This window comes from Gloeomargarita sp., assembly GCF_053491055.1.
Map to the genome: position 1 here is coordinate 1 of NZ_JBRCEP010000026.1, position 23,723 is coordinate 23,723.

A 23,723-nucleotide genomic window follows, 5' to 3' on the forward strand; every position below is an offset into this window, starting at 1 on the left:
TTACTTAGCAATTTTGATATTTCGGAGGCAAGCGCATGACAGACATTCCAGTTCCAGAGGGGCACTATTCGCAAAAAATGCCCAGCTTAACCGAGATGATGTGGCTATTTCTCAAATTAGGTTCCATTGGTTTCGGGGGGGGCATTGCCATGATTGCCCTCATGGAAGATGAGTTTGTCAAACGGCGGCGGTGTTTGGAAACGGAAGAGTTTTTGCATGGGGTCGCCCTCGGTCAAATTTTAGGTTCTTTTCCGGTCAATGCCGCCTTATTTATTGGCTATCGGCTGCATGGGTTTTGGGGCGGTTTATGGGCAAGTCTGCTGTTTTTGCTCCCTTCTTTGCTGGCGGTGATCGTTCTATCGTGGTTCTATTTCACATTCAATCAAATTCCCTCTTTGCAGGCGGTTTTAGACGGCATTGCGCCGGTGGTGATTGGCATTATTCTCCTGGCGGCTTGGTCTATGGGACAAAAGGCGATTGGCTCTAAAATTGCCTTGGGACTAGCTTTAGCGGGTTGTGTTGGCAGTTTAACGCGCATTAATCCCATTTTGATTCTTGGCACAGCAGGGGTGGTTGGTTTACTGCTCAAATTGACCCCCCGCAAACCCCCCGCCAAAAAGTCTGTCAATCAGCCCCAAGCGGTCATTGGTTTACCGTTAGCCATGCAGGTTTTACCCCACCAAATCGCCTCGGCAACCAACACGGTCGTGCCACCCCAGGCTGTTGATTTCTTCACCTTGGGTTTAACGTTTGTGAAGGTAGGATTGGTATTCTTTGGGGGTGGTTTTGTCCTGATTCCGGTGCTGAAACAGTTATTAATTGACCATTTGCACTGGTTGACGCCACAGGAATTTATTGATGGGGTGGCAATTAGTCAACTCACGCCGGGACCAATTGCAGTGATTGCCACTTTTGCTGGTTTTCGGGTTGGGGGATTGAGCGGGGCAATGGTCGCCACCATCGGTTTATTTTTACCTTCAATTATCTTGATGTTTATCCTGTCTCGCTATTATCAAAAGGTGCGGCATTTACAGCCCGTCAAACACTTCTTGTCAGGGGTTAACCCCGCTGTGGTTGGCATGGTTTTGTCTGCTGCGATTAACCTATTGCCTGCCATTATTCCCGGAGAACAACCCCTGCGGATTGGGATCAATATGCTATTACTTGGGGTTGCCCTATTGGTGATTGGCAAGCTAAAATGGCACCCAGCGATAGGCTTGGGGATCGGGGCAATAACAGGTGTTATGGTCAGTTTCATAACGGGTTTAACTTAAACGGGAGGAAATGGAGATGTTAGAAAAGTGGGGTTTTCGTGGGGATTGGTGGCGCAATCAACGGGGGGAATACTGGGTGCTTGGGCAAACTGTTTTAGGTGTGGTTTTCCTTTTGCTCCCTGTTGTTCCTATAGGAACATTACCCTTGAGCCTCAAATTACCGCTTGTGATTGCCCTGGGAGCGGTGGGATTGGGTTTGGGTATAGGTGGTATTTGGCATTTGGGACAGAATTTAACGCCGTTGCCCTACCCGACCGATGACAGCCGCTTGGTAACGACGGGTGTTTATCGTTGGGTGCGCCATCCGATTTACGCCGGTGTGATTGTTCTGGCGTTGGCTTATGCCCTGTGGCAGATGAGTTTATGGCATGGGATTGGGGTACTCCTGTTGGCGTGGTTTTTTGACCGCAAAGCCACCCAAGAGGAAGTATGGTTAACCGCCAAATTCCCAGAATACCGTACCTATCAACAAACAGTGAAAAAGTTATTCCCAGGAATTTATTGATTATTGGGGGAAATCAAATTGATGAATCAAGTTGCCCAGCGATGTCGGACGATCTGGTAAAAATTGGCCCATAACTGTTGGGCAATGGGCGTGATGTTGGGCAATTGGGCGGTGACGGTCTGGGTTAATTCGGCACACCCTGCTGGCCCCAAAACCTGTTCCAGCGCTGCGCGATAGGCGGGTAATTGACTCCAGTCGGCTACGGTTTGGGCTTCCACCTCGGCATGAAATTGGATGCCAAAGGCATGCTCGCCCACGGCGTAGGCTTGTACCCGGCAGTGGTCTGAAGAAGCCAAAAGCACCCCCTGGGGCGGCAAGGTTTTCACCTCCTGCCCATGCCAATGGAGCGCCAAAAACCGCTCCGGCACCCCCTGAAAGAGCGGATGCTGCTTGGCCAATTGCGTCAAATACACCGGCCCCAAACCCACCTCCGGCTTGGTCATGGCGCCGACCGTTCCTCCCAGGGCGACGGCCAGCAACTGCGCCCCCAGGCACACCCCCATGTAGGGAATTTGGTAGGTCTCCACCACCTGGCGAATCCATTGCTTTTCCAGCGCCAACCAGGGGTATTCTGCCTCGTCGGTCACATTCATTGGCCCCCCCATCACCCAAACCGCCTGGTATCCCTGAGCATCGGGCAACGTATCTCCCCGTTCCCATTCCACCCAATCCAGGCCGATCCCCGCCTGGGCGCACCAAGGGGCAAACACCCCCAACCCCTCGACCACCACGTGTTTCACCACCAAAAATTTCATCGCTTGTTCCCTTGGATTTCCCCCTATTGTAGGAGTGCGAACCTGCTGGTAACACCGGGGCGCAGTACACTAAAAAACGGGGTCAAGGGGAATGCCACAGTGACCGAGTGGGATGCCATTGTCATCGGCGCCGGTATCGGGGGGCTGGTCACCGCCAGTCAACTGGCACGCCGGGGCGCCAAAGTTTTGGTCTTAGAAAAATATCTCATTCCCGGCGGGAGTGCGGGTTATTTTGAGCGGTCGGGCTACCGTTTTGACGTGGGCGCTTCCATGATTTTTGGACTGGGCACCCAAGGCACCACCAATTTGCTGACCCGTGCCCTCGCTGCCGTGGATCAAAAACTTGCCACCATTCCTGACCCGGTGCAGGTGCATTATCACTTGCCCGGTCAACGCCAGGTGCGCGTGCATCGGGATTATGAGAAATTTTTAGCTGAACTTAGTGCCCTATTTCCTCACGAAAAGCGGGGCATCCGGGGGTTTTATGATGAATGTTGGCGGGTTTTTAATTATCTCAATTCCATCGAACTTTTATCCTTGGAAGAACCGCGTTATCTGTGGCGGGTCTTTACCCAAAATCCCTGGGCCTGTTTGGGATTGGCGGCCTATTTGCCCTGGAATGTGGGGAACATTGCCCGCAAATACATCCGTGACCCGGAGTTACTGAAATTTATTGACCTAGAATGCTATATTTGGTCGGTGGTTCCCGCTGAGAAAACCCCTATGATTAATGCGGGGATGGTATTTTCGGATCGGCATTACGGCGGGATTCATTATCCTAAAGGCGGCGTCGGCCAAATTGCCCAAAAACTAGTAGCGGGTTTGCAACGATACGGGGGGGAAATTCGTTATAAAAGCCGGGTGACGCAAATTCTGGTTGAAAATCGCCAAGCCGTTGGGGTGGTCTGTGCAACTGGGGATGTTTATCGCGCCCGCCGCATTATTTCCAATGCCACCCGCTGGGATACCTTTGGTCATTTGTTAACCGATATTCCCCCTGCGGAACAACGTTGGCGGCGCTGGTATCAACCCTCGCCCAGCTTCCTCAGTTTGCATCTAGGGGTGCGTCAAAGTGCCATTCCTAAAGACACCGATTGTCATCATGTTGTTCTCGATGATTGGGCACAAATGGAAGCACCCTATCAAACCTTATTTATTTCCATTCCGACGCTCCTGGACCCGGATTTGGCCCCCCCTGGGCATCATATTTTGCACGTATTTACCCCCTGTTGGTTGGCCGATTGGGAGGGTCTGTCGCCGCTGGCATATGCACAACGCAAAGAAGCAATGGCCGGGCAAATTATTGAGCGATTGTTGGCCTTGTTTCCCCGGTTGGATCAGGATTTGGACTACATGGAAATTGGCACACCCCGCACACACCGCCGGTTTTTGGGACGCATCAATGGCACCTACGGCCCGATGCCCCGGCGTTCCCTCCCTGGGTTGCTCCTCATGCCGTTCAACCGCACCAGTGTACCGGGATTGTACTGTGTTGGCGACAGTACCTTTCCTGGGCAGGGACTCAATGCGGTGGCATTTTCCGGGTTTGCCTGTGCCCACCGGGTCGCTACAGATTTGGGCTTGTAAACAAGTTGCCTATCCTCCCTAGTGAGAATAAAGCGAGACAGTTTTCTGGTGATAATGGTTCATCAACGATAGGTTAAGGGCAGGGGAAGTTCCGACAAGGACGCAAGCGGAAGGTTTTTGGGGCAGGAATTTTATTAGGAAAATCGCTATACTAAAAGCCAAAGTCTTTATTTCAGCAGAGGTCATGGCAATTGTGCGCCGAATCGCTGCGCGGAAACAACGAGCCAATGAAGCCTTAGTCCGTCTCAAGCGGCGTTATCCTGACGCTACCTGCACCTTAAACTATCAAACACCTGTGCAATTGCTGGTTGCGACCATTCTCTCGGCGCAATGTACCGATGAGCGGGTCAATCAGGTGACCCCTGCTTTGTTTGCCCGGTTTCCAGATGCGGCAGCGCTAGCGGCGGCTGATTTGCGCGAGTTAGAAATGCTCATCAAACCCACCGGTTTTTACCGCAACAAAGCCCGTCACATTCAGGGTGCCTGCCGGAAAATTATGAGTGAATTTGGGGGTAAAGTTCCCAAAGAAATGTCCCAATTGCTTACCTTGCCGGGGGTGGCGCGCAAAACGGCCAATGTAGTGCTGGCCCATGCCTACGGAATCAATGCCGGGGTAACAGTAGATACCCATGTCAAGCGCGTGTCCTACCGCTTGGGGCTAACCGAACACAGTGATCCGATTCGGGTTGAGCGGGATTTGATTGAATTACTCCCCCAACCTGATTGGGAAAATTGGTCTATTCGGGTGATTTATCATGGGCGAGAAACCTGTACCGCTCGCCATCCCCGCTGTCATGAATGTTTATTGAGCGATATTTGCCCCTCAAAGGCAACCTTGACAGGTGCCTAAATTTTTTTAATAAGTTATCTTTTAATAAGTTATCATAGGGTTTACCAATTTATTTGCTCCTTTTATTTGCTCCTTGTTTGAGGTAGGATTTTGTGAGCTTGGCGACACCCGTTATCTTTTTGATTTTTCGCCGTCCTGATTTAACGCAAAGAGTGTTGGCGTGCATCCGCAACGCTCGTCCGCAAACCCTATTTGTTGTCGCCGATGGGCCACGCAATGCGGACGAAGCAGAACGGTGTGCCCAGGCGCGCGCTCTGATTGAGGATATTGACTGGAAATGTGATGTTTACAAAAACTATGCGGACAGTAATTTAGGTTGTAAACAGCGGGTATCTAGCGGCATTAGTTGGGCATTTTCTTACGTGGAAGAAGCCATTATTTTGGAAGATGATTGTTTGCCAGTGCCGACCTTTTTTGGCTTTTGTGAAATCCTACTCCGTTATTATCGTGATGATGAGCGGATATGGGTCATCAGTGGCAATAATTTCCTCGATGGCAGAACCTGTTCCCCGTATAGTTATTATTTTTCTAAATATGCTCCTATTTGGGGTTGGGCTACGTGGCGTAGGGCGTGGCGCTATTGGCAGGATCAACCGCAACTCTGGACGGAATTTAAGCAATTAGATTTATTAGCAGCGATTCACCCTAATCCCCAAGAAGCCAGCTACTGGCAAGGAGTTTTGGATGCTGCATTTTATGACCAGTATCCTGACACCTGGGATTACTTCTGGAGTTTTGCCTGTTGGTCCCAGGGAGGATTGAGCATCATACCGCGGGTGAATATGGTTAGTAATTTAGGGTTTCGGGACGATGCTGCTCATACACGGAACCCCAAGGATAAAAATGCCAATTTAGCAACTGCTGATTTGGAGTTGGCAGCGATGCGTCATCCCCCTTTTGTGGTGTGCCATAAGTTAGCAGATGAGTACATGTGGCAACGAGCGTTTGGTATGCCTAAACGTTCTGCCTTTTATCGTTGGCGACGGCGATTGGAGAAATTGTCAGAGCGATTGGCTCAATGGATGGCTAAAAAATCGTAACAGCGAGGGGTATCCTGTGGCAAAATACTTAAATCTTGGCTGTGGCAACCGCTATGTCGAATCAGCAGCATGGCTGAATGTAGATTTTGCCGTTCGTCATCCCGGCGTCTTAGCTATTGACTTGAGGAAAAAGCTCCCTTTTGGCGAGAATTCTTTTGACCTCGTTTATCATTCTCATGTATTAGAGCATTTCACCTGTGCTGAGGCCAAGAGGTTGCTGGATGAATGCTATCGCGTCTTAAAACCGGGGGGAATTATTCGTATTGTCGTTCCCGATTTGGAAAATATCGTTCGTGAATACCTACATATCCTAGATGAAATTCGCTCAGGTGTCGCTGATGCTCGGAGTAAATACGATTGGATCATGTTGGAACTGTACGACCAAGTGGTGCGGCAAACGCCAGGGGGAATGATGCTACAGTATTTACAACAACCGGAGATTCCTGCCCATGATTACGTTTTACAGCGAGGGGGAAAAGAAATCCAAGAACTTATCCAGCGTGCTCGCACGGCATCGAATGTTCCTCGACCCGCAGGGCAAAAATTTAATTCCTCATGGCAGAGGCTGAAATATCATTTATTTTGGCGACCCAAACAATGGATACGTCGCTTGCCCGCTCAGCTCGGGCGATTACCCTCGGAAATTAAAGAGAAATTACTGGCTTTGCTGCTTGCTCAGGAGTATGAGTTGCTTACAATCAGCCGCTTTCGCAACTCTGGCGAAGTGCATCAATGGATGTACGATAGTTACTCTTTGGGTGCCCTGCTCGCAGCCGTAGGATTTACCGAGATTTGCGTCCAAACCCCTACTAAGAGCTACTTAGATGATTGGCCTGGCTTTCACTTGGATACGGAACCCGATGGGCGTATTTACAAACCAAATTCCCTGTATATGGAAGCTAAGAAAATGGGTTAAATAGGGCCACATCTATAGGTTTTTGGTCGCCCAGGTTGACTCTTTTTTCCCTTGAAATCCCGGACGCTGATGAATGCGAAAACCAGCGGCTTTTAAGGCTCTTTTGAGACTGCCGGTGCTGGCGTAGGTCACAAATAAGCATTGTTGGGCACTGTAGTATTGTAGGAGTTTAATTAGATAATCTTCTTGCCATAACTCCTGAGAGGTTTTGGCACTGTAAGCGTCAAATAAGATGCCGTGGATGCGGTTTTGCCAACGGGGTAAATAGGTAAGTTCTGTTTCGAGAGTTAAATGTTGACGGAGCCAAGGACGCACCTGGGGCATTTCCGCCGGATAGTCTTGCATAAATTTTTCATCCCGCAGTTGCTGAATGGCTCCTATTTCCGAGGGTTCACCGGCTAACCAGTATTGAAATTGCTCTCGCCAATAGCGTTCTGCTTCAAAGCTCACTACTTGACAATGACCTGATGGTTGGCACCTTAACCACTCACAAGCAATGAGGATTTCAATATAACCCAAACCTAAACCGACGACTAAAAAGTGGGGATTGGGACAGGTTTTTATTACAACTCGGATGGCTTCGCCATAGATATATTGGGTTTCTTGATAGGCCCCCCCGCTATGGTGCATACATTCCTGATTTGCTGTGCCTAAATCCCGGATGGTTGGGCTACCATCTCCCGTGATCACCGTCGCGAACCGGTCTTGATAAATCTGACCTGCCGGTTGCCAGTTCATCCTGTAAGCTAAAATAATGGCATCATGGGAAGAAACGATTGGTAATTTTATCCTATGGCCGAAGCCTATCTCCTGGAAAAGTTGCAAGCGATTGAAAGCACTTATCAAGATTTGAATCGCCAGTTGGCTGACCCGGCGGTAGCGACGGACCCTCAGGAGTTGCAACGCATCACCAAAGCCCGGGCGGCGATGGAAGCTATCGTCAATACATTTACGGAATGGAAAAGGGTACAGCAGGAGTTGTTTGAGACGCAGCAGCTGGCGAAAGAGGCGGCGAAAGACCCGGAATTTCAAAAAATGGTGCAACAGGAGGTGGCGACCCTCACGGAGCGGCTGGCCCGGTTGGAACAGGAGCTCAAAATTCTCATTCTGCCCCAAGACCCTAACGACGATAAAAATATCATGCTGGAGATTCGCGCTGGGGCAGGTGGCGATGAAGCGAGTATCTGGGCGGGGGATTTAATGCGGATGTACAGCCGTTATGCAGAACGGCAAAACTGGCGGGTGCGCTTGGTCAGCGAGTCCCCGGCGGAGTCTGGTGGGTTCAAGGAAGTGGTGCTCGAAATCGAAGGCGACCGGGTGTACAGCAAACTGAAGTTTGAAGCGGGGACCCATCGGGTGCAACGGGTGCCGGTGACGGAAGCGTCCGGGCGGGTACATACCTCAACGGCGACGGTGGCGGTGATGCCGGAAGTGGACGAGGTGACGGTGGAGATCGACCCCAACGATATTGAAATCACCACTGCGCGTTCGGGGGGAGCCGGGGGGCAAAACGTGAACAAGGTAGAAACAGCGGTGCATTTATTTCACAAACCGACGGGCATTCATATTCACTGCCAAGAAGAACGCACGCAGCTAAAAAATAAGGAGCGGGCGTTGCAATTGTTGCGGGCAAAACTCTACGACATGCAACTGCAAGAGCAGCAAGAGTCGGTGAGTTCTCTGCGGCGTTCGCAAGTGGGAACGGGGGCCCGTTCAGAAAAAATTCGCACTTATAACTACAAAGATAATCGCGTGACGGATCACCGTTTGAACCAAAATTTCCCCCTGGCGGAAGTGCTGGAGGGGGATATTGATCCCCTGATTCAAGCCTGTATTATTAAAGACCAACAGGAGCGTTTGGCGGCATTGGCCAATCAAAGTTCGTCCCGCTAGTCTGCAGTCTTAACCACGACCGACTCCACTGATTTAAGATCAAGGTGCTGATGCTTGGGTAGGTTCATGCTGCGTCAAGACCGCCTGATTGCCCTGGCTCTGATTGTCGTTTGCTTGATGGCGGCTCTCGGCAACTGGTTGGGGGGGGTTCCGGCACCACGTCCTGACCCGGTGGCAAGCGTCAGCAGCGCTACGGCAGATGTGGCATTGATTCCCATTAGCGGTGTGATTACTTTTGCTGGGGAAAGCAGTCCTTTGGGGGGTGGCACTGTGGTTGGGGCGCAGGCCATCATCCGCGCAGTGCGCCGTGCCGAACGGGATGGGGTGAAGGCCATTTTGCTCAACATCAATAGCCCTGGAGGTTCTGCTGCGGCGGCCCAGGCGATTTTTACGGAATTGATGCGGGTGCGTCGAAAGGGCAAGGTGAAAATTGTGGCTGCGATGGCCGATGTGGCGGCGTCGGGGGGGTATTACGTCGCGGCGGCTGCTGACCATATTGTGGCAAATCCTGCCACGCTCACCGGTTCAATTGGGGTAATTGTGCAGGTACAAAATCTTACGGATTTATTCAAGAAGGTGGGGGTGCAAACAACAACGATTAAAAGTGGCAAATTCAAGGATATTGCTTCCATCTATCGCCAGATCACGCCGGGGGAAATCGAGTTACTCAAGTCTTTTGTGAATCAATCCTATCAACAGTTTTTTGAAGCGATTTTGCAAGGTCGTCAGGGTAAAATAACGCGCCAAGAGCTACAAGAGGTTGCCGATGGACGGATTTTAACCGGTGCGGCTGCCTTGGAGACCAAATTGGTTGATTCTCTGGGGAATTATTACGATGCGGTGGACAAAGTGAAAGAATTAACCGGACGGAAAACGGAACCTGTAATTCGCAATTATTTAACTCCAGATTGGCGGGAATCGTTTCAACAATTATTCAGTTTCAGCCTTGACCAATGGTTCCCAGAACAACGCCTGCACCGCCTCACGTACTGGAATAAAATCCCCCTTGCCCTGATGGAGTAGTCCCCATGATGCTCCTGGATGGCCTGTACAACAGTTGGTTTCGCCCTGGTCTGGGTCGCCCCCCAATGCCGGTGGCAATTGTCAGTATTTTGTTAGTCTTGACCGTTCTGTCTTTTAATGCCGCCGGTTTTACCAACAGCGGTGCTGCTGGCTGGTTGGGCTGGTTTTTCCTATTTCTTTTAGGCGGTGGGGTGGGCTGGTTTTGGCTGTCAGCGGCGCTACACGTGCTGGCGCAGTTGTTGGGTGGCATTGGTTCTGCGACCGATACGTTGGCGGCAGTAGCGCAGAGTTTGTGGCCGTTGATGCTCACCGGAGCGGCTAATAGTGCCTTGAAAATTTCTCCCCGTTTGGGATTGGTTTTTTCTTTGGGAATTAATCTGTGGGTGGTGGCCAATTTGGTGCGGTCAATGGCGCAGGAACATCAATTGCCTTGGGTGCGGGCGCTTTTGTGTTTTGGTGGCGCTATTGTCCTAGCAGAATTGGCTTTGGTGGGCTTGATTCTGTGGCCGTTGATGATTGCCTTGGGTATGTGATTGCAAGGGGAATTTATAATCATTTTTAATAAAAATTTAACATTGTGTGAAATGAGGATAGAGGAGAAGTAGGAATTGAGGAGAGAAATCGGCATGGGTTACAGTCTGGATTTACGGAAAAAGGCCGTAATCTTGAACTCTGCAATAAAAGTTTATAAATTCAAGTCCGGCAAAACACTCAATGAAAAAATTTTTCTTATGAATGAGAATTAGAGCAGGTTGGTTAAGACATGGGCATCTCCTAAACATTTGCCACTGTTTGGGTCTGTCACCGCTGCCTGTCTAGGAGCACCTCACCTAACAACATATTTACAAACCTAGAGTCGCTCTCGGCTTTTCCGCCCCGCAGTACGGAGCTACCAAGCTATCCCCATGTGTCCACGCAGCATTGAACCTTTGCCACTCTTGAGGCAGTTCTGTTTCCACCCCAGCCATCGGCTATCGGGATGACAGGATTTGAACCTGCGGCCCTCTGCTCCCAAAGCAGATGCGCTACCAAGCTGCGCTACATCCCGCTAGGTTTATCTTAGCCTGAGGATGCTTGAGATTTGGTGAAGTTCCCGGCAAATTGGGCCGACTCCCCCTAGGATGCAAATGGAGCTTGGAGAAATGCGTATGTCTGCCCTGGTCACGACCACGATTGATAGCATTCGCGCTTGGGAAGTGCTGGACTCCCGGGGACGGCCTACCCTTGCTGTGCGGGTGGATTTGGCCGATGGGGATGTGGGGGTGGCAATGGTGCCCAGCGGCGCCTCCACCGGGACGTTTGAAGCCCATGAATTGCGCGATGGCGACCCCCAACGCTACGGCGGCGCGGGCGTTCTCAAAGCCGTCGCCAACGTGATGGATGTGATTGAACCGGAATTACTGGATTGGGACGCGACGGACCAGCAGGCAATTGACCAGGCCCTGATTGACCTCGATGGCACCCCCAACAAAAGCCATCTGGGCGCCAATGCCATTCTCGGCGTCTCCATGGCGGTAGCCAAAGCGGCAGCCAATGCCCTGGGCTTACCCCTCTATCGCTATCTGGGCGGCCCTATGAGTAGCGTCCTGCCCGTCCCCCTGATGAATGTCCTCAACGGTGGGGTCCACGCCGACAACAATGTGGACATTCAAGAATTTATGATTGTGCCGGTGGGGGCAGCCAGTTTCCGGGAAGCCCTGCGCTGGGGTGCGGAAGTTTTTGCCACCTTAAAAAAGGTCTTAAAGGAGAAAAAACTCAATACCAATGTGGGAGATGAAGGCGGCTTTGCCCCCGATTTGCATTCCAATCGGGAAGCCCTGGAATTGCTGGTGCAAGCCATTGAACGCGCCGGCTACAAACCCGGCGAACAAATCGCCATTGCCCTGGATGTGGCCGCCAGCGAATTCTACCAAAACGGGCAATATACCTACGATGGCCAAGCCCACACCCCGCAAGAATTGCTGGCCTACCTGGAAGAATTGGCCCACAGTTACCCCATTGTTTCTATTGAAGATGGACTGGCGGAAGAGGACTGGGAGCACTGGCGCATCCACACCCAAAATCTCGGCCAAAAGATTCAATTGGTAGGAGATGATTTATTTGTCACCAACCGCACCCGCCTGCAAAAAGGCATTGACCTGGGAGTGGCCAACGCCATTTTGATCAAACTCAACCAAATCGGCACCGTAACGGAAACCTTACAAACCATCAACCTGGCCACCCGCCGGGGCTACCGCTCCATCATCAGCCATCGCTCCGGGGAAACCGAAGATACCACCATTGCCGACCTGGCCGTCGCCACCAACGCAGGGCAAATCAAAACCGGTTCCCTCTGCCGCAGCGAACGGGTCGCCAAGTACAACCGGCTCCTGGAAATTGAAAACGAACTGGGAGAAATGGCCGTCTATGCCCCGCACCTGGAGTTGGGACCCAAGTTCCTGGGTTAGGTGGGTATCAACGGAAGCCCACGGCAGCCTGCCAGACAAACGCCAACAGGAGAAACAAAACCGGAATCACCGGCAGGATGTCCACCAGGGGGTCAAAAACGGCGTAGGCTTCCGGAAGTTTCGCCAGGAGTAAGGTGAGTTCCATAGGTTCACAGCAATTCAGGGCATCTTCTAGCTTATCACCTGCTGACGCCGTGATCCCCTAAGCGCGAATCGAACCATCCGGCATCTTGGCCCCACTCAGGTCCACCCCCACCAGCATCGCCCGCCCCAAATCCGCCCTGGTTAAATCGGCCCCGCTCAGGTCAGCGCCCGTGAGATTCACCTGGGTTAAATTGGCCCCGGCCAGGTTGGCCCCCTCCAAACAAGCCCCGCTCAGGTTGGCCTGACTCAGGTTGGCCCCGCTCAGGTCGGCCCCCTGCAGACAGGCCCCGATAAAAATGGCATGGTTTAGGGTCGCCCCGCTGATGGTCTCCCGGCGGATCGTGTTGGCGGCATTGAGGATGATCCCCCGCAAATCCGCCCGCAACAAATTGACGCGCATCAGGCAAGCACGGGTCAAATTCGCTTCCGTCAAATTGGCCCCACTCAGGTTGGCGTCGCTCAACAGCACCCGCGTCATACTCGCCTGGGCCAACAGCGCCTCCTTGAGGTTGCAGCCGCTCAAATCCGCCCCGCTCAAATCCGCCCCCTGCAGATTGATCCCCCGCAGGTGCGCCCCCCGCAAATTCACCCGGCTGAGGTTGCAACCATCCAACACCGGCGCATTCAAAATCGCCTCGCTCAAATCCGCCCCACTCAAATTGGCCCCACTCAGATTCGCCCAACTCAAATCCGCGCCGCTCAAATTCGCCCCGCTCAAGTTCGCCTCGCGCAAATCCGCCTGAATGAGCTTGACCTTCGTACAATTGCTTAAACTGAAATCCGCCCCCCGCAAAATCGCCCCGCTGGCATTGCTCCAGACCAAATTGCTCCCTTGCAAATTCACGCCGCTTAGGTCCATGTGGATCAGCACGGCTTCGCTTAGATCGATCCGGCCAAAGTCCCGCCTGCCTTTTTGATAATGCCGCAACAGCTCGTCCGGCTCCGTAATGCCCATCTCCAGCATGGTCACTCGTGGGCGCAATGGCTCGCTTCCATTACCCTAGCAGATTCTGGCCGATTGCGATGTGGTCCCCGGCACCACCACCCCTGTCCTGGCAAGTTTACGGATGTTTGAAGTAATACTACGTTTTTATGAAGAAATTCTAATTGTTTCCTACCTGCTGCTTGGGAAAATACGTATAGACTTTGTATTAATTCTATCAGCCTGTAAAAAACGATGGAATTGGGGCAAGACCGGAATTTGAGGTTGCCAATTTCCTGCCATACGCAGCGAGCCATTCCGTAGGTTTGGGGAAGCGGTTTTTACGGAGATTCGGTGCTTGCACCGTGGTGAGGACGATTGTTTATTTGTTAAATAGAAAAAGATAAAAAAATTCCTGTGTCTGTAACCGATTTGTAACTTTTGGAAGGGGGACTGGGATGACGCAAGGGGCGATTTGGAACACGTTAGGGAACAAATTGCTGTGGGTGAAGCAGCATCAGGAAACGGGGTGTCTGGTGGTGCAGTTGGGGGCGCATCGTTGGCAGTTTTATTTATTTATGGGGCGGTTGGTGTATGCCACAGGCGGGGTGCATCCGGTGCGGCGGTGGCGGCGGTTGTTGCCCCAATGCTGTCCAGGGTACAGTCCTCAACCCCAACGGGTCCCGGCGGAGTTGCCCTGGGAGTATGCGTTGGTGGCGCAGGGGGTTGTCCAGGGGCAGGTGAGCAAGGAGCAGGCGCAGGCGTTTGCCGAGGCTTGGTCGGAGGCCACGCTTTTGGAATGTTTGATGACCTGGGCGCGGGAGGGGACGCCGGCCCCGCAGATGCAGTGGCAGGCCGGGCAAAAGCTCCCCCAGCGGTGGATGTTGGTGCAGGTGGATTACTGGTGGCAGACGGTGGTGGCGCAGGTGCAGCAGTGGCAGCATTTGGTGCCCATTGGGCTAGAGCGGGTGCCGGTGATTGACCGTCCGGGCAAGTTGAAAAATTTGGTGTCGCCGGCGGCCTATCAGCATTTGACCCAGGTGGTGGATGGGCAGGCGACGTTTTGGGACATTGCCCAGCGGGTGGGGCGTCCGGTGGAGCAGGTGGCGGGTTCGCTGCGCCCGTTGATCGAAGAGGGGGTGGTGATTCTCCGGGAGGTGCCCGATTTACCGGTGCCGGTGCTGCAGGCGGTGCCCAAGCCTGTGCCTGCCCAGCGTCCGGTGATCGCCTGTGTGGATGACAGTCCCCTGGTGGCGCAGGCGTTGCGGCACATTTTGGAGCCGGTGGGCTATGAGGTGCTGAGCGTGACGGACCCCCTGCGTTCGGTGTCGGTGCTGTTGCAAAAGAAACCGGTGCTGATCTTTTTGGATTTGGTGATGCCGGAGACCAATGGCTATGAGGTGTGTACGTTTTTGCGCAAAAGTGCCGCGTTCCAGAACACGCCGATTGTGATCCTCACCGGGCAAGGCGGGGTGATTGACCGGGTGCGGGCAAAATTGTGCGGGGCCAACGATTTCATGGCCAAACCGCCGGTGCCGGAGCGGGTGTTGGAAGTGGTGCACCAGCTTGTTCCCAACACGGCCGCAGCGCTGGCGGCGGCTTGCTAAAAAGGGTGGCGGGCTATTGCCAGAGGCGGTTTTCCAAATCCCGCACCTGCCGTTCGAGGCGGTCAATCCGTCCCCGCAGTTCGTCCACCTCGGTTTGGCTAGCGAGTCCCAGTTCCCGCAGGAGGTCGCGCATTTGGCGGCGGGCTTGGGCTTCCCAGGAGTTGCTTTGCCCCAGGCGTCCTACCAACTCGTTGATCAGGGCGGTTGCTTGTTCGGGGCGCAGGCGGCCGTTTTGCACCCATTCGTCTCCCACTTCCCGTACCTTGTCCACCACCAGCGCGGTGGTGCCGATGCCCAATAGCAGCAATTGCCGCAGGAGATTGTCCTGTTCCATAATCGGGGTTGAGCGTACCGTTTCTATTCTGACAGATGGACTGGCGCGCCATAACGGGTTGGACGCTCTTTTTGTGGTGGCTGGGGCTGGCCCCTGTCCAGGCCCACGTCTGGTTGGAATTGCGTCTGAGCCAGCGGCGGCTGCGGGTCTGGCAGGACAACCGGGTGATTCGCAGTTATCCGGTCGCGGTGGGCAAACCCGGCTGGGAAACGCCCCAGGGGGATTTTGTGGTGGAAGTCAAGGTGAAAGACCCGGTTTGGCAGAGTTTTACCAGCGGGCAGCAGATTCCGGCGCGACACCCCCGCAACCCGCTGGGTCGGCATTGGATCGGGTTTTGGAGCGATGGGGTGGATGCAATTGGGTTTCACGGCACGCCCTACCCGGAAACCATTGGCCGGGCGGTCAGTCATGGCTGCGTGCGGATGTACCCCAGGGATATTGCCGAATTGTTCGACCTGGTGGAAGTGGGAACGCCGGTGCGGGTGCGTCCCTGACCCTGGGGGCAACCTGGCGCGTGCATCTGCGTCTAAACTAGAAAATACGTCAACCTCGGTTGCCGACGTTATGCGTGCCTCAGCGCTATGGTTGCCGATTGTCAGTGCCGCTTTAGTCGGTGCAGCGCCGGTGTTGTGGGCAGTTCCTGCAGGGGCGCAGACCCGGTTTGGGGGCGATGAGCAGGTCAGCATCCAGGTGTACCGCAAGGCCAGCCCGGCGGTCGTGACGATTCGTGCGGGGAATCACAACGGTTCCGGGAGCATCATCAGCCCGGACGGTCTGGTACTAACCGGGGAACACGTGGTGCGGGGGTTTGCCCAGGTGCAGGTGGTCACCCAAAAGGGGGAACGTTACACGGGTTGGGTGATTGCCACGGACCGGCAGCGGGACTTGGCCCTGGTGCGCCTAGAGAATGTGAAAGGGCGTTTGCCTACCCTGCCTTTGGCGGATCGGGAGGGGATTCAGGTCGGGCAACGGGTCTTTGCGATTGGCAGTCCCTTTGGGCTGGCAGGTACCTACACTACCGGCATTCTCAGCCGTATTGCCCCCAACGGCGATCTCCAAACCGATGCGGCCATCAACCCTGGCAATTCGGGCGGCCCGCTGCTGAATTCGCGGGGGGAGTTGATTGGGGTCAACCGCGCCATTCTCAGCCCCGGCCCGCTGGGCGGCAACATTGGCATTGGCTTTGCCACCAGCGTACTCCAGGCGCGGGAATTTATCGCCCAGAACCGGAACAACCCCAATCCACCTCTTGCCAAGCGGGGGGAGGGGGTGCAGCTAGGGGTATGGCTGGACCCGGAAACCCTGACCATTCGGGAAGTAGAACCCAATTCCCTGGCCCAGTGGATTGGCTTGCGGCCTGGGGACCGTCTGTTGGCGGTCAACGGTCGTCCCCTCGACAACCCGGCGACCCTGCGTGCCATTTTGGAACGGCAGCCCCGGGCGATGGTGTTAACGGTGGCCCGTCAGGGGCGGGTAGCGGATGTGTTGATCCAGTTTTAGGTCATGCAGGCGACCCCCATTCAGGAACTCCTCGACCGAACACCCCCGGATACGCCGGTGCTGGTGCAAGGCTGGGTGCGCACCCGGCGGGAAATGAAGGACTTGTGCTTTTTGGAAGTCAACGACGGCAGTTGCCTAGCCAATTTGCAGGTGCTGGTGCCCAAAACCTCACCCCTGTATCCTGTGGCGGTCGAATTGCACACCGGGGCAGCAGTTGGGGTGCGGGGGCTGTTGGTGGCCTCCCCAGCCAAAGGGCAACGGGTGGAGTTGCAGGCAGAACACCTCATCGTGTACGGCCATGCGGACCCAGAAAGCTACCCGTTGCAAAAAAAGCGGCATTCCTTCGAGTTTTTGCGCACCATTGCCCATTTGCGCCCCCGGACCAACACCTTTGGGGCGGTGATGCGGCTGCGGAATCACTGTGCCATGGCGATTCATCAGTTTTTTCAAGAGCGGGGGTTTGTGTGGGTGCATACCCCGATTTTGACCGCCAGCGATTGTGAGGGGGCCGGGGAGTTGTTTGCGGTTACCCATTTTGATTTGCGCCAGCCCCAGACCATCCCCCGCAACGAACAGGGGGAGGTGGATTTTCGTCAGGATTTTTTTGGGCGGCCTGCTTATCTTACGGTCAGCGGCCAATTGGAGGCGGAAATTATGGCCCTGGCTCTTAGCAAAGTCTATACCTTTGGCCCTACGTTTCGGGCAGAAAATTCCAATACGTCGCGGCATTTGGCCGAGTTTTGGATGGTCGAGCCGGAGATGGCCTTTTGTGATTTGGCGGGGGATATGGATTTGGCGGAAGAATTTTTGAAGTATGTATTTCGCTATGTTTTGGAGAAAGCCAGCCGGGACTTGGAATTTTTCCAGGAACGGATAGATAACACGGTGATAGAGACGGCAGAACGGATATGCCACGAACCCTTTGTGCGGTTGAGTTACACCGAGGCCATCGCGCAATTGCAAAAATCCGGTAAAACCTTTACCTATCCGGTGGCTTGGGGGTTGGATTTGCAGTCGGAACACGAGCGCTATTTGGCGGAGGAATGGTGCCAAAAACCGGTGATTATCTATGACTACCCAGCGGACATCAAAGCCTTTTACATGCGGTTGAATGCGGATGAAAAAACCGTGGCGGCCATGGATGTGCTGGTGCCGCGGGTGGGGGAATTGATTGGGGGTTCGCAGCGGGAAGAACGGTATGATGTCCTGTGGCAACGTCTGCACGCGCATGGGTTGGACCCGGCGGCTTACTGGTGGTATTTGGATTTGCGCCGGTATGGGAGCGTCCCCCATGCGGGTTTTGGGTTGGGGTTTGAGCGGTTGATCCAACTGATGACGGGTCTGGGCAACATCCGGGATGTGATCCCTTTTCCCCGCACCCCGGATGGCATTGATTTTTAATCCCTGGCTAGCCCCGATCTTCGATGGCAATGTAGGGCAAATTGTGGGCACCGACGTAAATTTGCGTGGGGCGGAAGATGCGATTTTGGTTCAATTGTTCCTTCCAGTGCGCCAGCCAACCGGCCACCCGCGCCATGGCAAATACGGGGGTAAATAAATCGTTGGGAATCCCCAATTTGCGATAGACCAAACCGGAGTAGAAATCTACATTGGGATAAATGCCCTTGTGTCCCAGACGGTCCACCACCACCCGCTCAATTTCCAGGGCAATGTCGTAGTAGGTGTCGGCGCCAAATTCCGCAAACAATTCCTTGGCGAGATTTTGCAGGATGATGGCGCGGGGGTCTTTGACCTTGTACACCCGATGCCCAAACCCAGGAATGCGGGCTTTTTCGGCCAGCAATCGGTCAATGTAGGGTTCTACCCGGTCCACCGAGCCGATTTGTTCGATCATTTGCATCACATCCTCATTGGCCCCCCCGTGCAACGGCCCGGCCAGAGTTCCCACTGCCGAAGCCACCACGCCATAGGGGTCGGTCAGGGTGGAGGCGGTCACCATCGCCGCAAAGGTGGAGGCGTTGATCGTATGTTCGGCATGCAGGGTCAAACACACATCCAACACCCGCGCTTCCAAAGGATGGGGTACCTGTTCCCGCAACATGTAGAGGAAATTGGCGGCATAGTTTTGGTCGTCCCGCGGTTGCACCGGGTCGTTGCCCTTGCGGATGTGTTGAAACGCCGCCACCATCGTGGGGATTTTTGCCAACAAACGCACCACCGCCGCCCGGATATACTGGGGGTCATCCAAGGCCCGCCGGGAGTAAAACAGCCCCAACGCTGCTGCTGAGGCCTGGAGCGCATCCATCGGGTGGCCGCTTTCGGGAAAACATTTCATCATGTCCCGGATGCGATATTTGATCCGCCGGTGGTAGGTAATTTCGTGTTCAAACGCCTGCAATTCACTCGCTGTGGGCAATACCCCCCAAATGAGCAGGTAGGCCACCTCTAAAAAATTGCTTTTGGCCGCCAATTCTTGAATGGGAATCCCCCGATATTCCAAAATGCCCTGTTGACCGTCCACATAACTGATGCTGGACTGGGTGACCGGCACCCCCTCTAGCCCTGGGCGGTATTCACAGGCGAACGTGGTCATACGGTGTACCCAACAGGACCTCCGATTTGCCCATTATAAAACGTGCGGTTACCGTCGCCGGGCGGCGCGCAATTTGGCAGAGCGGGAACGGGGATTGTGGGCCTGTTCGGTGGCAGTGGGGGTAATGGGTTTGGGGGTCAACAGTTCCAGCCGTGCCTCCTGCCGGAATGCCCACTTCACCAGCCGGTCTTCCAGACTGTGAAAGCTGATGACCACCAAGCGCCCCCCCGGTTTGAGCCAATCAGGTGCCCGTTGCAAAAACCGTTCTAAACTCTCTAACTCCCCATTGACCGCCACCCGTAGGGCTTGAAAGACCTGGGTTGCCGGATGTTTCCGTCCATAGCGCACCGGGGGTGGCACCGCCTGCCGAATGGTTTCTGCCAAAGTCAATGTGTCGTGAAACGGACGGTTTTGCACCAGCCGCCGGGCAATGCGGCGGGCAAAGGGGACTTCCCCATAGCGGCTGAGTAGGGCCACCAATTCCGCTTCACTGCTGTGGTTGACCAGGGTGGCCGCCGTCAGGGATTGCCGCTGGTCCATGCGCATATCCAAAGGCCCGGCATGGCGAAAACTAAACCCCCGCGCGGGCGTATCCAAATGCAGGGAACTCACCCCCAAATCCGCGAGAATGCCGTCAAATTCCCCCCCCGGATACTCGCAGAAATTTCCCTGCCACCAGGTCACCGGATACCCCTGCAAACGCCGCTGCGCCAGGGCTAGGGCCTCCCCATCCCGGTCAATGGCGGTCAACTGAATCCCCGGCGTTTGTAACAATAATTCACTATGTCCCCCCAAGCCCACCGTGGCATCGAGAAAATGCGCTCCCGGTCGGGGTTGCAGGTAGGCCAGCACCGCCTGGGGCAGTACGGGAATATGTCCCCCATCCGGTATCATGAGTGACAAGTCCTCCCTGAGGAGCAATGATAAAACAGCGGGGTGAGGCTCATTTCCGTCCCTTGAGGAGTATTATGAAGAAGATCGAAGCAATCATCCGGCCTTTTAAGCTCGACGAGGTCAAAATCGCCCTGGTCAATGCGGGGATTGTGGGCATGACGGTCTCGGAAGTGCGGGGATTCGGCCGCCAACGGGGGCAAACCGAACGCTATCGCGGCTCGGAATACACGGTGGAATTTTTACAGAAATTGAAATTGGAAATCATTGTGGAAGATAGCCAGGTGGACTTGGTGGTGGACAAGGTAATTGCGGCGGCCCGCACGGGGGAAATTGGGGACGGGAAGATTTTCATTTCGCCGATTGAGGGGGCAATTCGCATCCGCACGGGCGAACGGGATGCGGAAGCGGTATGACGCTCCAGACGGGGATTGCCGGGTTGCGGGGGACGATTGACCAGCAGGCGGCAAATCTGAATCCGGCGACGATTCTCAGCTATGCCCAGGCCTTTGGGGTGTGGGTCAAGCAAGCGTACCCCCGCCCGACGGTGGTGTTGGGGCGGGATGGCCGCAATTCGTCGGCAATGGTGGCGGATGTGGTGCGGGCGGGGTTGGCCAGTGTGGGCTGTCAGGTAGTGGATTTGGGGTTGACCCTCACGCCCACGGTGCAGTTTACCCTCAGCCACGAGGCCAACTGCCACGCCGGGGTGATGGTCACCGCCAGCCATAACCCCCCCCAGTGGAATGGGTTGAAGTTTCTCAATTGCCAGGGTTTTTTTCTCGCGGCGGCGGATTGGGAGGCCCTGGAAACCTGTCGCCGGGAATTGCACGCCCCGGAATGGCCCCTGGATCAGGTGCCTGCAGTGGTGACGGCTCCCCATGCGTTTGCCGCCCATCAGCAGGCGGTATTGCGCATTTTACCCACAGCGGCGATCCAAGCCCGGCGGTTTCGGGTGGCGTTGGATGCTTGCAATAGTGGGGCAGTGCTGTGGCAGGAATTTTTGGCGGCGTTGGGGTGCGAGGTGGTGGCCTGTCATACAGAACTGCATGGGTATTTCAGCCGGGACCCAGAACCCCTGCCTGCCCATCTTGCAACCCTACAACACCTGGTGCGGGTGGCGCACTGTGACCTGGGGGTTGCCGCCGACCCGGACGGGGACCGGTTGGTGTTGGTGGACGAGCGGGGGGAAGCGGTCAACGAGGAACATACGGTGGTGTTGTGTGCCCGCGAGCGGTTGAGCCGCCATCCCAACGGGACGTTGGTGGTGAATGCGGTCACGACCCACGCCCTGGAAACGGCCTATCCGGGGGTGAACATCGTCCGCACGGCGGTTGGGGAAATGCATGTGGTGGCGGGGGTACAGGCCCATCAGGCGATTTTGGGAGGGGAAGGCAGTGGCGGCATTATCGTTCCCCAGGTACATCTGGCGCGAGACGGCATGGCGGCGATGGGATTGATCCTCAGCCTCCTGGCGACCACCGGATGTTCTCTTTCTGCCCTGGTGCAAGAAATTCCCCCTTGGCGCCGGGTGAAATGCAAAGTGGCGTTGGCAAGCGACCTAGGGGCCTACGTGCGCACCCTCTTGCGCCGTTGGCAACAAGAAGTACCACCGATCACCCTGCAGAACCATCACATCCATCTTGGCCACCCCGAAGCGCAGCTCACCCTGGCATGGGCAGGCGACACCTTGACCCTGCACTGCCCCGGAACCCACACCATCCAAGCCCACCACCCCGAACTGGCCCACCTCTGGGAACGGTTTGACCCGGGTCAGGTCACCGTGAACACAACCGATGGCATCAAACTCAGCACCCCCAACGCCTGGTTCAGTCTGCGCCCTTCCAACACAGAACCAATTCTGCGCCTAATGGGGGAATACCGCGCCTAGCCCCCGACCTATCCAATCCCCAACCGTTGGAGCAGGGGTTTGCCTTGCAGTTCAAACTGCACCGCCTGTTCCCGCAAAAACGCCAAGGTCGCCTCCGGGGTAGCCAACACCCGGCCCTCGTGGGTCAATTGCAGGCCCCGCCGGGAAAGCATCTGCCAGACAAACTCCACCAGGGGTTGCCGCCGTTGCTCTGCCAACAGAAACAACAACTCCAAATGGGAGACCTTCACCCCATTGCCAATCACCGGACTGGCCAAAAACTGCACATCCCCCGCCAGTTCCGCCCGTTCCACAACCACCCGGTTAAACCGCTCTGTCGTCAACAACCCGCCCTCGCCCACCACCAGATGGGCATACCCCAACCCCATCAGGACAATCAACGCCTGGCCAATCTGCGGCAACGTGATCCCCTGGGGAGCCAACCGCGCGGCCAATTCCGCCACCGTCACCGGCCCTTGCGCCAAATCATCCACCACCGGCTGGTACAAATTCGCCTGCAACTGCACCTGCCCTGCCGTCGTTTGATGTTCTAACTTCACCAGAGGGGGCAAAACCGTCAAGACAAAGGCCATATTTTGTAATATCTGAGCTTGGGTTTCGCCAGGCATCCCGACCGGCCCGCGGACATACACATCCCGGCGAAACTGGGCATTCAGGTAAAAATCCCGCACCAACTCCCGCAAAACGGGGTCGCTGAGGGTAGCCAAATGGTCGATGGCTGCCGGGGGCAAATGGAACGCATCCACATGATCGAGCAAGTGCGCCGAACCCACGTAGGTCAACTTGGCATTAGCCATGTCCGCCATTACTTCATCCACGTATAAAGGATGCCAATGTTCATTAAAAAATTCATGCACTAAATAATGCACATCCTGGGTTTTTAATTGCTCCAAACGACTGACCAGCCAGGGATGTTGAAAATACAGAGCTTGGTTAGTTTTTAACAATTCCAGCAATTCCCAAGCACTTTTTAGACGTTCTACCGCCACCCCTTGGGTGCGACTCCCATAAAACCGGATTAATTTTTGCACGGGTGCCATGACCCCCCAACCGGGCAGGGTGTTGTAGGAGACATAGACCACACCCCCCACCTTTAGGTGTTTTTTGATAAAGGCTTGGATCGCCCGACGATTTTCAGGACTAATCCAGCTATAAATGCCGTGCAAACTGATGAAATCAAACGCAGGTAAGTCCGCTCCTAAATACTCTTGAAAACTTTGATCGCTGAAGGTGACGTTGGTCAAACCGGCTGCCTGTGCGAGGTCCCGCGCTTGGTAGATATGGGTGGGATTGAAATCGGTGGCATAAAATTCCCCTTGCGGATAGGCCGCCGCCAATAAATTGGTGGTTAACCCCTGACCACAGGCCAATTCACAGTAGGTAAACGGCCGATGAATGGAGGGAAATTTCACCTGTTTTGCCAGCAGACAGAGGATCAAATTGGCAGGACTGAGATGGTGATAAAACCCTGGCGTATAGGGAATTTCGGTCACATAACCATCCTGCCAATGCGCCCCCATACCTTGCCCTGGATACCAGCCTGTTTTTTAGGATAGGGCAACCTTTGGTTCCCAACCACCAAGGGATGACCCC

24 protein-coding genes and 1 tRNA gene are annotated in these 23,723 nt (G+C 54.7%); 16 read left to right on the forward strand and 9 right to left on the reverse strand.

The features are described 5' to 3' along the window. Positions 1-35 precede the first annotated feature (35 nt). Together chrA and ACWISF_RS02820 are read left to right on the forward strand one after the other, a co-directional pair. Complete coding sequence (gene chrA / locus ACWISF_RS02815; RefSeq protein WP_448380077.1) at positions 36-1,274, forward strand: chromate efflux transporter; 1,239 nt, start codon at positions 36-38, stop codon at positions 1,272-1,274. A 145-nt stretch (positions 1,275-1,419) separates the two neighbouring features. After that, entirely contained in the window at positions 1,420-1,779 is a 360-nt protein-coding gene (locus ACWISF_RS02820; RefSeq protein WP_448380078.1) for a methyltransferase family protein, read from the forward strand. Between the two features lie 26 nt (positions 1,780-1,805). Here ACWISF_RS02820 and ACWISF_RS02825 read toward each other — a convergent pair whose 3' ends face one another. After that, a complete protein-coding gene (locus ACWISF_RS02825) occupies positions 1,806-2,534 on the reverse strand; it encodes a type 1 glutamine amidotransferase (protein WP_448380079.1) in 729 nt (242 codons plus the stop codon). A gap of 99 nt (positions 2,535-2,633) precedes the next feature. On the opposite strand from ACWISF_RS02825, the gene crtH reads away from it, so the two are divergent. The 4 genes from crtH (at position 2,634) to ACWISF_RS02845 (ending at position 6,927) form a co-directional block, all read left to right on the forward strand. Further along, positions 2,634-4,121, forward strand: a complete 1,488-nt coding sequence (crtH, locus tag ACWISF_RS02830; protein WP_448380080.1) for a carotenoid isomerase — start codon at positions 2,634-2,636, stop codon at positions 4,119-4,121. 184 nt (positions 4,122-4,305) lie between these two features. After that, positions 4,306-4,971 carry an endonuclease III gene (gene nth, locus ACWISF_RS02835; protein ID WP_448380081.1) on the forward strand — a complete coding sequence of 222 codons (666 nt, stop codon included), beginning with the start codon at positions 4,306-4,308 and terminating at the stop codon, positions 4,969-4,971. A gap of 119 nt (positions 4,972-5,090) precedes the next feature. Continuing rightward, entirely contained in the window at positions 5,091-6,011 is a 921-nt protein-coding gene (locus tag ACWISF_RS02840) for a glycosyltransferase family 2 protein (RefSeq protein ID WP_448380082.1), read from the forward strand. Between the two features lie 16 nt (positions 6,012-6,027). Next, positions 6,028-6,927 carry a class I SAM-dependent methyltransferase gene (locus ACWISF_RS02845; RefSeq protein ID WP_448380083.1) on the forward strand — a complete coding sequence of 300 codons (900 nt, stop codon included), beginning with the start codon at positions 6,028-6,030 and terminating at the stop codon, positions 6,925-6,927. A gap of 12 nt (positions 6,928-6,939) precedes the next feature. On the opposite strand, the gene ACWISF_RS02850 is transcribed toward ACWISF_RS02845, so the two are convergent. Further along, on the reverse strand, positions 6,940-7,665 hold the full coding sequence (locus ACWISF_RS02850; protein WP_448380084.1) for an MnmC family methyltransferase: 726 nt from the start codon (positions 7,663-7,665) through the stop codon (positions 6,940-6,942). Positions 7,666-7,719: 54 nt separating this feature from the next. Here ACWISF_RS02850 and prfA point away from each other — a divergent pair, with 54 nt between their 5' ends. From prfA to ACWISF_RS02865, 3 genes are all read left to right on the forward strand, one after another. Continuing rightward, positions 7,720-8,820: a peptide chain release factor 1 gene (gene prfA, locus ACWISF_RS02855; RefSeq protein WP_448380085.1), complete on the forward strand. Its 1,101-nt coding sequence runs from the start codon at positions 7,720-7,722 to the stop codon at positions 8,818-8,820. A 66-nt stretch (positions 8,821-8,886) separates the two neighbouring features. Then, positions 8,887-9,843: a signal peptide peptidase SppA gene (sppA, locus tag ACWISF_RS02860; RefSeq protein WP_448380086.1), complete on the forward strand. Its 957-nt coding sequence runs from the start codon at positions 8,887-8,889 to the stop codon at positions 9,841-9,843. 5 nt (positions 9,844-9,848) lie between these two features. Next, positions 9,849-10,376 carry a Yip1 family protein gene (locus ACWISF_RS02865; RefSeq protein ID WP_448380087.1) on the forward strand — a complete coding sequence of 176 codons (528 nt, stop codon included), beginning with the start codon at positions 9,849-9,851 and terminating at the stop codon, positions 10,374-10,376. A gap of 441 nt (positions 10,377-10,817) precedes the next feature. On the opposite strand, the gene ACWISF_RS02870 is transcribed toward ACWISF_RS02865, so the two are convergent. Then, positions 10,818-10,891 (reverse strand) — tRNA-Pro (locus ACWISF_RS02870). A gap of 100 nt (positions 10,892-10,991) precedes the next feature. On the opposite strand from ACWISF_RS02870, the gene eno reads away from it, so the two are divergent. After that, positions 10,992-12,290, forward strand: coding sequence for a phosphopyruvate hydratase (eno, locus tag ACWISF_RS02875; RefSeq protein WP_448380088.1), 1,299 nt, complete (start codon positions 10,992-10,994; stop codon positions 12,288-12,290). Between the two features lie 7 nt (positions 12,291-12,297). Here the strand turns inward: eno and ACWISF_RS02880 are convergent, their stop codons facing one another. Both ACWISF_RS02880 and ACWISF_RS02885 read right to left on the reverse strand, forming a co-directional pair. Next, complete coding sequence (locus tag ACWISF_RS02880; RefSeq protein WP_448380089.1) at positions 12,298-12,435, reverse strand: photosystem II reaction center protein K; 138 nt, start codon at positions 12,433-12,435, stop codon at positions 12,298-12,300. A 57-nt stretch (positions 12,436-12,492) separates the two neighbouring features. Continuing rightward, on the reverse strand, positions 12,493-13,398 hold the full coding sequence (locus ACWISF_RS02885; RefSeq protein WP_448380090.1) for a pentapeptide repeat-containing protein: 906 nt from the start codon (positions 13,396-13,398) through the stop codon (positions 12,493-12,495). Positions 13,399-13,814: 416 nt separating this feature from the next. Between ACWISF_RS02885 and ACWISF_RS02890 the strand changes: the two genes are divergently transcribed. Beyond that, positions 13,815-14,963, forward strand: coding sequence for a response regulator (locus ACWISF_RS02890; RefSeq protein ID WP_448380091.1), 1,149 nt, complete (start codon positions 13,815-13,817; stop codon positions 14,961-14,963). Between the two features lie 13 nt (positions 14,964-14,976). On the opposite strand, the gene ACWISF_RS02895 is transcribed toward ACWISF_RS02890, so the two are convergent. Continuing rightward, complete coding sequence (locus ACWISF_RS02895; RefSeq protein ID WP_448380092.1) at positions 14,977-15,297, reverse strand: phasin family protein; 321 nt, start codon at positions 15,295-15,297, stop codon at positions 14,977-14,979. A gap of 35 nt (positions 15,298-15,332) precedes the next feature. On the opposite strand from ACWISF_RS02895, the gene ACWISF_RS02900 reads away from it, so the two are divergent. The 3 genes from ACWISF_RS02900 to asnS all read left to right on the forward strand — a co-directional run bounded on the left by ACWISF_RS02900 (position 15,333) and on the right by asnS (position 18,198). Continuing rightward, positions 15,333-15,791: a L,D-transpeptidase gene (locus tag ACWISF_RS02900; protein ID WP_448380093.1), complete on the forward strand. Its 459-nt coding sequence runs from the start codon at positions 15,333-15,335 to the stop codon at positions 15,789-15,791. Between the two features lie 70 nt (positions 15,792-15,861). After that, the gene (locus tag ACWISF_RS02905) at positions 15,862-16,797 is read left to right on the forward strand and encodes a S1C family serine protease (protein ID WP_448380094.1); all 936 of its coding nucleotides are present in this window, start codon (positions 15,862-15,864) and stop codon (positions 16,795-16,797) included. 3 nt (positions 16,798-16,800) lie between these two features. Then, on the forward strand, positions 16,801-18,198 hold the full coding sequence (gene asnS, locus ACWISF_RS02910; protein WP_448380095.1) for an asparagine--tRNA ligase: 1,398 nt from the start codon (positions 16,801-16,803) through the stop codon (positions 18,196-18,198). A 7-nt stretch (positions 18,199-18,205) separates the two neighbouring features. Here the strand turns inward: asnS and ACWISF_RS02915 are convergent, their stop codons facing one another. Together ACWISF_RS02915 and rsmH are read right to left on the reverse strand one after the other, a co-directional pair. Then, the gene (locus tag ACWISF_RS02915) at positions 18,206-19,351 is read right to left on the reverse strand and encodes a citrate synthase (protein ID WP_448380096.1); all 1,146 of its coding nucleotides are present in this window, start codon (positions 19,349-19,351) and stop codon (positions 18,206-18,208) included. A 48-nt stretch (positions 19,352-19,399) separates the two neighbouring features. After that, positions 19,400-20,245, reverse strand: coding sequence for a 16S rRNA (cytosine(1402)-N(4))-methyltransferase RsmH (rsmH, locus tag ACWISF_RS02920; protein WP_448380097.1), 846 nt, complete (start codon positions 20,243-20,245; stop codon positions 19,400-19,402). 74 nt (positions 20,246-20,319) lie between these two features. On the opposite strand from rsmH, the gene ACWISF_RS02925 reads away from it, so the two are divergent. Both ACWISF_RS02925 and ACWISF_RS02930 read left to right on the forward strand, forming a co-directional pair. Then, the gene (locus ACWISF_RS02925) at positions 20,320-20,658 is read left to right on the forward strand and encodes a P-II family nitrogen regulator (protein WP_448380098.1); all 339 of its coding nucleotides are present in this window, start codon (positions 20,320-20,322) and stop codon (positions 20,656-20,658) included. Then, on the forward strand, positions 20,655-22,130 hold the full coding sequence (locus tag ACWISF_RS02930; RefSeq protein WP_448380099.1) for a phosphoglucosamine mutase: 1,476 nt from the start codon (positions 20,655-20,657) through the stop codon (positions 22,128-22,130). Before ACWISF_RS02925 ends, ACWISF_RS02930 begins: the two co-directional genes overlap by 4 nt. 8 nt (positions 22,131-22,138) lie before the next feature. Here ACWISF_RS02930 and ACWISF_RS02935 read toward each other — a convergent pair whose 3' ends face one another. Continuing rightward, a complete protein-coding gene (locus ACWISF_RS02935) occupies positions 22,139-23,650 on the reverse strand; it encodes a methyltransferase regulatory domain-containing protein (protein ID WP_448380100.1) in 1,512 nt (503 codons plus the stop codon). Between the last annotated feature and the right edge of the window lie 73 nt (positions 23,651-23,723).